The sequence below is a fragment of the Flavobacterium chungangense LMG 26729 genome, assembly GCF_000735715.2.
GTDB classification, from domain to species: Bacteria; Bacteroidota; Bacteroidia; order Flavobacteriales; family Flavobacteriaceae; genus Flavobacterium; species Flavobacterium chungangense.
In genome coordinates, this window is sequence record NZ_JASY01000025.1 from 41,488 (window position 1) to 49,808 (window position 8,321).

The 8,321-nt window shown below is 36.2% G+C and carries 7 protein-coding genes; 3 read left to right on the plus strand and 4 right to left on the minus strand.

Features of this window, described 5'->3' with window-relative positions:
• Positions 1 to 65: 65 nt before the first annotated feature.
• The 3 genes from JE46_RS22315 (at position 66) to JE46_RS22325 (ending at position 2,375) form a co-directional block, all read left to right on the plus strand.
• Positions 66 to 971, plus strand: coding sequence for a ribonuclease Z (locus JE46_RS22315; RefSeq protein ID WP_031457508.1), 906 nt, complete (start codon positions 66 to 68; stop codon positions 969 to 971).
• Between the two features lie 106 nt (positions 972 to 1,077).
• Entirely contained in the window at positions 1,078 to 1,722 is a 645-nt protein-coding gene (gene pdxH, locus JE46_RS22320) for a pyridoxamine 5'-phosphate oxidase (RefSeq protein ID WP_031457509.1), read from the plus strand.
• Positions 1,723 to 1,883: 161 nt separating this feature from the next.
• Positions 1,884 to 2,375 (plus strand): CAP domain-containing protein, encoded by a 492-nt coding sequence (locus JE46_RS22325; protein WP_031457510.1) that lies wholly within the window; start codon positions 1,884 to 1,886, stop codon positions 2,373 to 2,375.
• A 122-nt stretch (positions 2,376 to 2,497) separates the two neighbouring features.
• Here JE46_RS22325 and JE46_RS22330 read toward each other — a convergent pair whose 3' ends face one another.
• The 4 genes from JE46_RS22330 to JE46_RS22345 all read right to left on the minus strand — a co-directional run.
• The gene (locus JE46_RS22330) at positions 2,498 to 4,423 is read right to left on the minus strand and encodes an OmpA family protein (protein ID WP_031457511.1); all 1,926 of its coding nucleotides are present in this window, start codon (positions 4,421 to 4,423) and stop codon (positions 2,498 to 2,500) included.
• 11 nt (positions 4,424 to 4,434) lie between these two features.
• Complete coding sequence (locus tag JE46_RS22335) at positions 4,435 to 5,352, minus strand: PorP/SprF family type IX secretion system membrane protein (protein ID WP_031457512.1); 918 nt, start codon at positions 5,350 to 5,352, stop codon at positions 4,435 to 4,437.
• Between the two features lie 150 nt (positions 5,353 to 5,502).
• Positions 5,503 to 7,323 carry a gliding motility-associated C-terminal domain-containing protein gene (locus JE46_RS22340; RefSeq protein WP_031457513.1) on the minus strand — a complete coding sequence of 607 codons (1,821 nt, stop codon included), beginning with the start codon at positions 7,321 to 7,323 and terminating at the stop codon, positions 5,503 to 5,505.
• A partial coding sequence (locus JE46_RS22345; RefSeq protein WP_031457514.1) for an Ig-like domain-containing protein occupies positions 7,269 to 8,321 on the minus strand: 1,053 nt, incomplete at its 5' end. The genes JE46_RS22345 and JE46_RS22340, both read right to left, overlap by 55 nt.

Genomic DNA, 8,321 nt, shown 5'->3' on the forward strand with positions numbered 1-8,321 from the left:
TTTAATCGATTTGATTTAATTTTAGACAATTAAACGATTTACCAAATTAACGAATAAACATAAAATTGAAATTAACAATACTAGGCTGTTATGCCGCAACTCCCAGAACGCTTACTAATCCAACTTCGCAGGTTTTAGAAATTAAAAACCGATTGTTTTTGATTGATTGTGGAGAAGGAACTCAGGTACAGCTTCGAAAGAATAAGATAAAATTTTCTAAAATCAACCACATTTTTATTTCTCATCTTCACGGAGATCATCTTTATGGATTGATTGGAACGATTTCGACTTTTTCATTGTTGGGAAGAACTACAGATTTACATGTTTATGGACCAAAAGGAATCAGGGAACTTATTCTTCTTCAATTAAAGCTTACAGAATCCTGGACGACTTATCAGCTGTTTTTTCACGAACTGGAATCAAAGGAAAGTGAAATTATCTTCGAAGATCAAAAAGTTATAGTGAAAACAATTCCGCTAAAACACAGGGTTTACACAAACGGATTCCTTTTTCAGGAAAAACCCGGAGAAAGAAAGCTAAATGTAGAGGCTGTTCAAAACTATAACATTCATACCGCTTATTATCAAAAAATAAAAAACGGTGGAAACGTTACACTAGACGATGGAACAGTTATAGAAAACGAAAAATTATCTTTTGATCCGATTCCATCAAGGAGTTATGCTTTTTGTTCGGATACGGTTTATCACGAAGCCATTATTCCGATTATTGAAAACGTTGACGTTTTGTATCACGAATCTACTTTTTTGCAATCAGAAGCTGCTCTGGCTGAAAAAACACTGCATTCGACAGCAAAAGAAGCTGCTGCAATTGCATTGAAAGCTAATGCTAAACAATTGATTTTAGGTCATTATTCGACACGATACGAAGGAATTAAGCCTTTTAAAAACGAGGCAGAAACTATTTTTCCGAATGTACTTCTGGGGGATGACGGAGTTTCGTTTGAATTTTGATGGTGTAAAAAGTAAAAAGTGAAAGGTGAAATCTAATATTTGTTATGGTTTGACGGGGATTATTTTACATTTCACATCTTACAATTAACTTGTAACAATAAAAAAAATGAATGATTTAAGTAATTATAGAAGATCATACGAGAAAAGCGAACTGCTTGAAAGTACTATTCCGGAAGATCCTATTAATCTTTTTAACAGATGGTTTCATGAAGTTGAAGATTTTGGAGGTAGTGGAGAAGTAAACGCCATGACGGTTTCTACTATTGGTTTAGACGGTTTTCCGAAATCAAGAGTAGTTTTGCTGAAGAAATTTTCTGAAGAAGGATTTATTTTTTATACCAATTATAATTCTGAGAAAGGAAAGGCAATTGCTCAAAATCCTCATGTTTGTCTTTCTTTTTTCTGGCACGAAATGGAGCGCCAGGTTATCATAAAAGGAATTGCCCAAAAAACTTCTGAAATTATTTCTGATAATTATTTTGATTCCCGACCTGACGGAAGCAAGTTAGGAGCTGTCGTTTCAAACCAGAGCGAAGTGATTCCGTCCAGATCTTTTCTGGAAGAGAACTTAAAAGAGCTGGAACTTAAGTTTGAAGGGAAACCTGTTCTGAGACCTGCACATTGGGGTGGGTTTTTGGTAACTCCTTTAGAAGTAGAGTTTTGGCAGGGAAGAGCTAACAGACTTCATGACAGAATTCGTTATTTCAGCCAGTCTGATTTTACATGGAAAATTGACAGATTAGCTCCATGATGTAAGTTTTTTATTTGTTAAAATGCCTTTATAGCGCTTTTCATCGATTAATTTTGGTTTTTAGACGGAAATTTTATTATTTTTAAAACGATGATTAATTATTTTGTTTAAAGATTTAAATAAGTTGCCCCACAATTTATTTACACATACTCAACCAATTTATGAAAAAATGGCTTCGGACAATGTTGCTTCTTGCGCTTGTTTTTATTTCAAATTCCTGTTCATCAGATACTGCTGAAGGAGTTAATGATTCTGAGCTCGTAAGTGATTATACTTATAATGATACCGAATTAGAAGTTCTGCAATTGGTTAACAAATACCGAATGAGCATTGGTTTAAATGCTTTGGAAAAGGTAAATCATATTTCTTTTAAATCTGAAGAGCATGATTATTATATGATTGCCAATAAGGTGGTTAACCATAATAATTTCGTAGTACGATCAGAGAATATTATTAGTGTTTTAGGTGCTAAGAAAGTGGGTGAGAATGTTGCCTACAATTTTAATTCTGCAGAAGCTGTGCTACAGGCATGGTTAGCTAGTCCAACACATAAAGAAAATATAGAAGGTGATTATACCCATTTTGGGATTGCCGTTAAAATTGATGCAGAGACCGGTAAAAAATACTATACCAATATTTTTGCAAAAATTTAGAAACAAAGTTAGTATTCAGGTTTAGTTATTAAGTCGTTGTAAAGTCATGTTTGCAACGACTTATTTATTTGTAAAAAAAGCTACCCCGAAAGGTAGCTGTGGTTGTTGGTTTTTGGTTGTTTTTATAATGCGGTAATAATAAATTCGCTGCGTCTGTTTTCCTGATGTTTTTCTTCGCTGCATTTTACATTATCAGAACATTCGTTTACAAGTTGTGTTTCGCCGTAGCCCTTGCCGGTTAAACGGTTTTTGTCAACACCATTTGTAATAAGCCATTCGATGGTAGATTTTGCTCTTCTGTCTGACAAAGCTTCATTGTATTTATGGCTTGCTCTGCTGTCTGTATGAGAACGGATGTCGAGTTTCATTTTCGGATTTTGATTTAAAACATCCAATATTTTTTCTAAATCCAAGGCCGCTTCTTCTCGGATATTGGATTTGTCAAGGTCAAAATAAATCATTTTTATGCCAAAGCATTTTCCTAAATCATCTCCAATTGTAACTTTACATTTAATGCTTTCCAAAGCAATTGGAAGATTGGTTTTTCCAGTCTCATCCGGAATTTCAATACTTACTTCTTTTGTAGCATAATCCGGTTTTTCAGCTCTTACATAATATTTTTCTGCACATTCAACAGAAAAAGTATAATTTCCTGTTGCATCGGCAATAGTCGTATTTTTAAGATTTAAGTTTCGGTCATACAGGCTTACTTTTGCTTCGGGCAAAATCATCCCGGTTTGGACATCAGTAATAAGTCCATATAATTCCTGAATACATTTTAATCTTCGTGTTTCCAGAAATTTATAAATGTCGTCTGAACCACGGCCTCCATCTTTGTTGGAACTAAAATAACCTTCTCTTGTGCCAGAGTCTATTATATAAGCAAAATCATCTTTTGGAGAATTGACATCGGTTCCTACGTTTTGGATATCACTAATATTTCCGTCGGTATCAATCTGGCCAACAAAAACATCCAGTCCTCCAAGTCCGGGATGTCCATCAGAAGCAAAGTATATTTCGTTTTCATTGCTTACATACGGAAACGTTTCCTTGCCTTCAGTATTAATCGATTTCCCTAAATTTTGAGGGGTACCATATTCACCTTTTTCATTGATACTGACTTTAAACAGATCAGACTGCCCAATACTTCCGGGCATATCAGAAGCAAAATATAAAGTTTTTTCATCAGGACTAAGTGCAGGATGAGCAGTACTGTAATTGTTGCTGCTGAAGGGAAGCTCTCTAATATTAGTCCACTTACCATTTTCGAGAGTTGCTTTGTAAATTTTGATAAAAGTAATTTTGTCTTCATTTTTTCCTTTTTTTCCATCGATATAATTATTACGTGTAAAATAAATTGTTTTTCCGTCTTTGGTAAGTACGGGAGATGATTCATGAAATTTAGTGTTTAATGCAGTTCTGAATTTTTTTACTTTGGCAGAATCTACATCTGTTACATATAAATTAGTAAAATATTCGCCTGTCCATTTGTGTTTGCGGTTTGAAAAATTGCCTGTATCTCTTGCCGAAGCAAAATAGATTTTATTATTGGCCACAAAAGTGCTGTAGTCAGAATATTTAGAGTTGATTCCGGCATCTTCAATTTTATAACGTCCTGAATTGGCTTTAATCTTATCCAGATAGTTTAAATTTTCTTTATAAAGTCTGCCACGGTTATCATTTTGATATTTGGAGTTAAATTCGTCAAGGATTTTATTAGCCTGGGCTGTTTGTCCTGTTGCTTTTAAGGACTGTGCATATCGGTAATAAAACTCAGGTTCCGGACTTGGGTTCATAGCAAATAATTCTCCATACCATTTGGCAGCCCCTTCAAACTCAGAATTAAAATAATAGGCATTTCCCAATTTTTTAAACATATCTTCAGACTTGTATCCTTTCCGGGCTACTCTCTCATAGGTCTTTATGGCATCGATATAAGCATAGCCATCGTATTTTTTATCAGCAGCGTTTATTTTCGATTGTTGGGAATAACATCTGAATGAAAAAACACTTACTATTGTGAAGCAAAGGAGTATAAACTTTTTCATAATAACTATTTTTAGAAGAAACGAGGAGTTGTCATTTTACCATTTTTAGTGACGAATTCATAGCGCAGGAATATTTCATGCGATCCTGAGTTATAATTGTTTAAGTTCGTAGTTTCACGATCATAGCCATAACCCAGATAAAGTCCGTCACTAATCTGAAATCCTACCATAGCGCTTAATGAAGCACTCCATCGGTAAGCAACACCCACTACAAATTTGTCGATAAACATAAAATTGGCTGATGCATCTACTTGTAGTGGGGCTCCTTCTACCATTTTGGTTAATAAAGCGGGTTTGAATTTTATGTATTCATATTTATCCAGATCGAAAACATAACCAGCCATAAAATAATAATTGATTTTATCTTTATAAATAACAATGTCATTGTCATTATAACGATTGGTTTCGATAAAATTTGGTACAGACAAACCTATATAAGCTTTATCTGAATGCCAGTAAATTCCGGCACCTACGTTGGGAGAAAATTTATTATCAAAGTCCTGAAATTGTGGATCTCCTGCAACATCCGGATTAAGTTTATTGACATCCAGATTGAACATATTTGCTGTTCCTTTAATACCAAAAGACAATTTAAAATCAGCAGATGTCTGTACGGTATAAGAAATGTCAACAGAGAAGTTAGTCTCATTTGTAGGGCCAATTTTGTCATTGACCAAAGAACCACCAATGCCTAAATTGCTGTTGTTTATAGGTGTATTGACAGAAAGACAGCCTGTTTCGGGAGCACCATCCAGTCCAACCCACTGTGTGCGGTACAAACCGAATACGCTTAAGGCTCCCCGGGAACCTGCATAAGCTGGGTTGATGTTTATGGTATTGTACATGTATTGCGTAAATTGAGCATCTTGCTGTGCAAAACTTACCATGGATACAAACATAATAGCGAAGGAAAATAATTTTGTTCTCATAGTAGATATTTTTTTTGCAATTATTACTAACGATTTTTACAATAAAATCCTTAACAATAAGCCCTAATATTCACTTACCCAAACAAGGATTTTGTATTCATTATTTTGTTGTAATTCGGTGCAGGGAAAGCACCGAATTACAAATTGTATTTATTTCGATAAATAAAGAAAACCATCTTTTTTATTAGACTGAAGCGCGTTATTACCATCTAATGATTTGTAATTGATGATGTAAAAGTATGTTCCTGTAGGCAGTCCTTCGGATTGTTTGATGGTTGTTCTGCCTCTGGAAGTTCCGTCAAAAGCGTTGGTGGTATTATTGTAATTTGTAGTTTCGAATACCAAAATCCCCCAACGGTTATAGATTTCTACAGTATTTGTTGGATAACAGGTTGTTAGGTCAATATTGTCAATTTTGAAAAAATCATTGATACCGTCACCATTAGGAGAGAAAGCATTATGAACTAATACACTCTCACAGGCTAATACCCTGCAGTCATCATTTACAAGTAAGTTTAATGAAACACTTTTTGGACAATCTTCATTAGTTGTTCGATATTCAAATGTATAATTCCCCAATGCAAGACCAAAAACATTCAGGATATTTCCCTGTAACGCATTAGTACCATTTGTATCCGTCCAGATTCCGGTTGCAGATATGTTCTCCGGCAATAAACCAGATAAGTTAAGGAGCGTTGAATCTGCATTACAGGCCTCACTGTTAAGGTTAATAATAACTTTTGAAGGCTGTGTGATGGTTACAGTAGCAGTTGCAGAACAAACCTGATTGTTATCGTTTACTGCCGATGTTGCTGTAAGAGTATATACTCCGGCACGTAAACCTGTGTTTCCAACAACTTCATTGTTTTCATTTCTGATAACGACTACAGAGCCTGGACTATTGGTTACCAGAATAGAGCCGTTATTACCATCAAAACAGGTAACATTTGAAGCCGTTCCCATGACAGAAATTTTATTTTCGACAGTAAATTTCTGTACCAATACAGTTTTATTGCCGGCACAATCTGTCAAAGTATAAGTTCTGGTTAAGATAAATGCATTCCCTTCGCAGCCGCTTCCTCCATTATTCGAATCACTTATCGAGATGTTTACGCTTTCGCTGCAGTTGTCTGATGCATTTATTATGTCTTGAGGGCTTCCGGCAGGAATAGCAGCTACATTTTGTAAATTTGTTACATCTGCAGGTGCTGTACCTGTTGGTGGAGTTGTGTCTCTTACAGTTATAATTTGAAAATGAGTAGCTGAATTTCCACTGCAATCACTTGTTGACCATGTGCGGGTTAAGGTGTAGTTGGTTGCACATTCATTTTCAATACCAGTTTTTATTTCTGTGAATATGATTGGTAAATTGCCGTTACAATTATCAGAAGCCTGCATAACGGCGGGCTCAGGAACTGCGTCGCAAGAAACTGTAATATCTGTTGGAAGTGTCCCTGTAAATATTGGTGCACTAGTATCTTCAATAGTGATCACTTGTGTGAAAGTATCAGAAGTATTACCACAATCGTCTTTTATTGTCCAGGTATTGGTATAAGTTCCGGAATTTCCACAACCTTCAGAAGCCATAAACTGACCGCTTACTTTTACGATATTCGATACATCGGCATCACATCCACAATCATCTTTTACAGTCCAGATATTGGTATAAGTTCCGGAGTTTCCACATCCTTCAGAAGCTATGAATTGCCCGCTTACTTTTATAATATTAGAAACATCGGCATCACAAAGGTCAGAAGCTACAGGGAATATTGCCTGCGCATTTGCCAATCCTGAAAGGTCGCTGCATTGCAAAGTTACATTCAAAGAAGCAGTTTCAGTAGTCCAAGTCGGAGCAGTAGTATCTTCGATGGTGATTACTTGCGTGAAAGTCTCGGAAGTATTTCCACAATCGTCTTTTACGGTCCATGTGTTGGTATAGGTTCCGGCATTTCCACAACCTTCAGAAGCCATAAACTGACCTTAGCCCATGTAGGCGCTGTGGTGTCTTCGATTGTTATCACCTGAGTGAAAGTATCAGAAGTGTTTCCGCAATCGTCTTTTACAGTCCATGTGTTGGTATAAGTTCCGGAATTTCCACAACCTTCAGAAGCCATAAACTGACCACTTATTTTTACGATATTGGATACATCGGCATCACACAAATCAGAAGCGACAGGGAACATTGCCTGAGCATTTGCTAATCCTGAAAGGTCGCTGCATTGTAGAGTCACATTTAAGAAAGCCATTTCAGTAGCCCATGTTGGAGCAGTGGTGTCTTCGATAGTGATCACTTGAATAAAACTATCCGTAACATTTCCACAATCATCTTTTGCAATCCAGCTATTGGTATAAGTTCCTGCATTGGCACAGTTTTGAGAAGCTGTGAATTTGCCGCTGGTTTTAATATAAGTAACTATAGTACAATTTGCAGTGGCAGTTGGAGCCTGATTTTGAGCGGCTAGTAATCCAGAGGTGTCGCTGCATTGTAAAGTAACATTTAAAGTACCTGCTTGTGTAATCCATGTTGGTGCTGCATTATCTTCAATGGTGATTACTTGTGTAAAAATAGTAGAAGTATTTTGGCAAATATCTTTTGCTTCCCAGGTATTGGTATAAGTTCCTGTACTTCCACAGTTTCCTTTTTGTAATTCTCCGCTTGTTTTGATATAAGTTACAGTTCCTCCGCAATTATCGGTAGCTACCGGAGCCTGAGCCTGAGCTGTTGCTAAGCCTGCAGTGTCACTACATTGCAAAGTAACATTCAAGGAAGCTGCAGCTGTTGTCCACATTGGCGCAGTTGTATCCTGAATAGTAATTGTTTGTGTAAATATGGTTGAAGTATTCAAACAAATATCTTTTGCTTCCCAGGTATTGGTATAAGTTCCGGAGTTGATACAGGAACCTGCTACAAAGCTTCCGCTTGTTTTGGTATAGGTTACAGTTCCTCCACAATTATCGGTAGCTATTGG

Excerpts from the sequence above, each read along its gene's own strand:
- pdxH (WP_031457509.1), top strand. The coding sequence starts at position 1,078 with ATGAATGATTTAAGTAATTATAGAAGATCATACGAGAAAAGCGAACTG.
- JE46_RS22325 (WP_031457510.1), top strand. The coding sequence starts at position 1,884 with ATGAAAAAATGGCTTCGGACAATGTTGCTTCTTGCGCTTGTTTTTATT.
- JE46_RS22330 (WP_031457511.1), bottom strand. The coding sequence starts at position 4,423 with ATGAAAAAGTTTATACTCCTTTGCTTCACAATAGTAAGTGTTTTTTCA.
- JE46_RS22335 (WP_031457512.1), bottom strand. The coding sequence starts at position 5,352 with ATGAGAACAAAATTATTTTCCTTCGCTATTATGTTTGTATCCATGGTA.
- JE46_RS22340 (WP_031457513.1), bottom strand. The coding sequence starts at position 7,323 with ATGGCTTCTGAAGGTTGTGGAAATGCCGGAACCTATACCAACACATGG.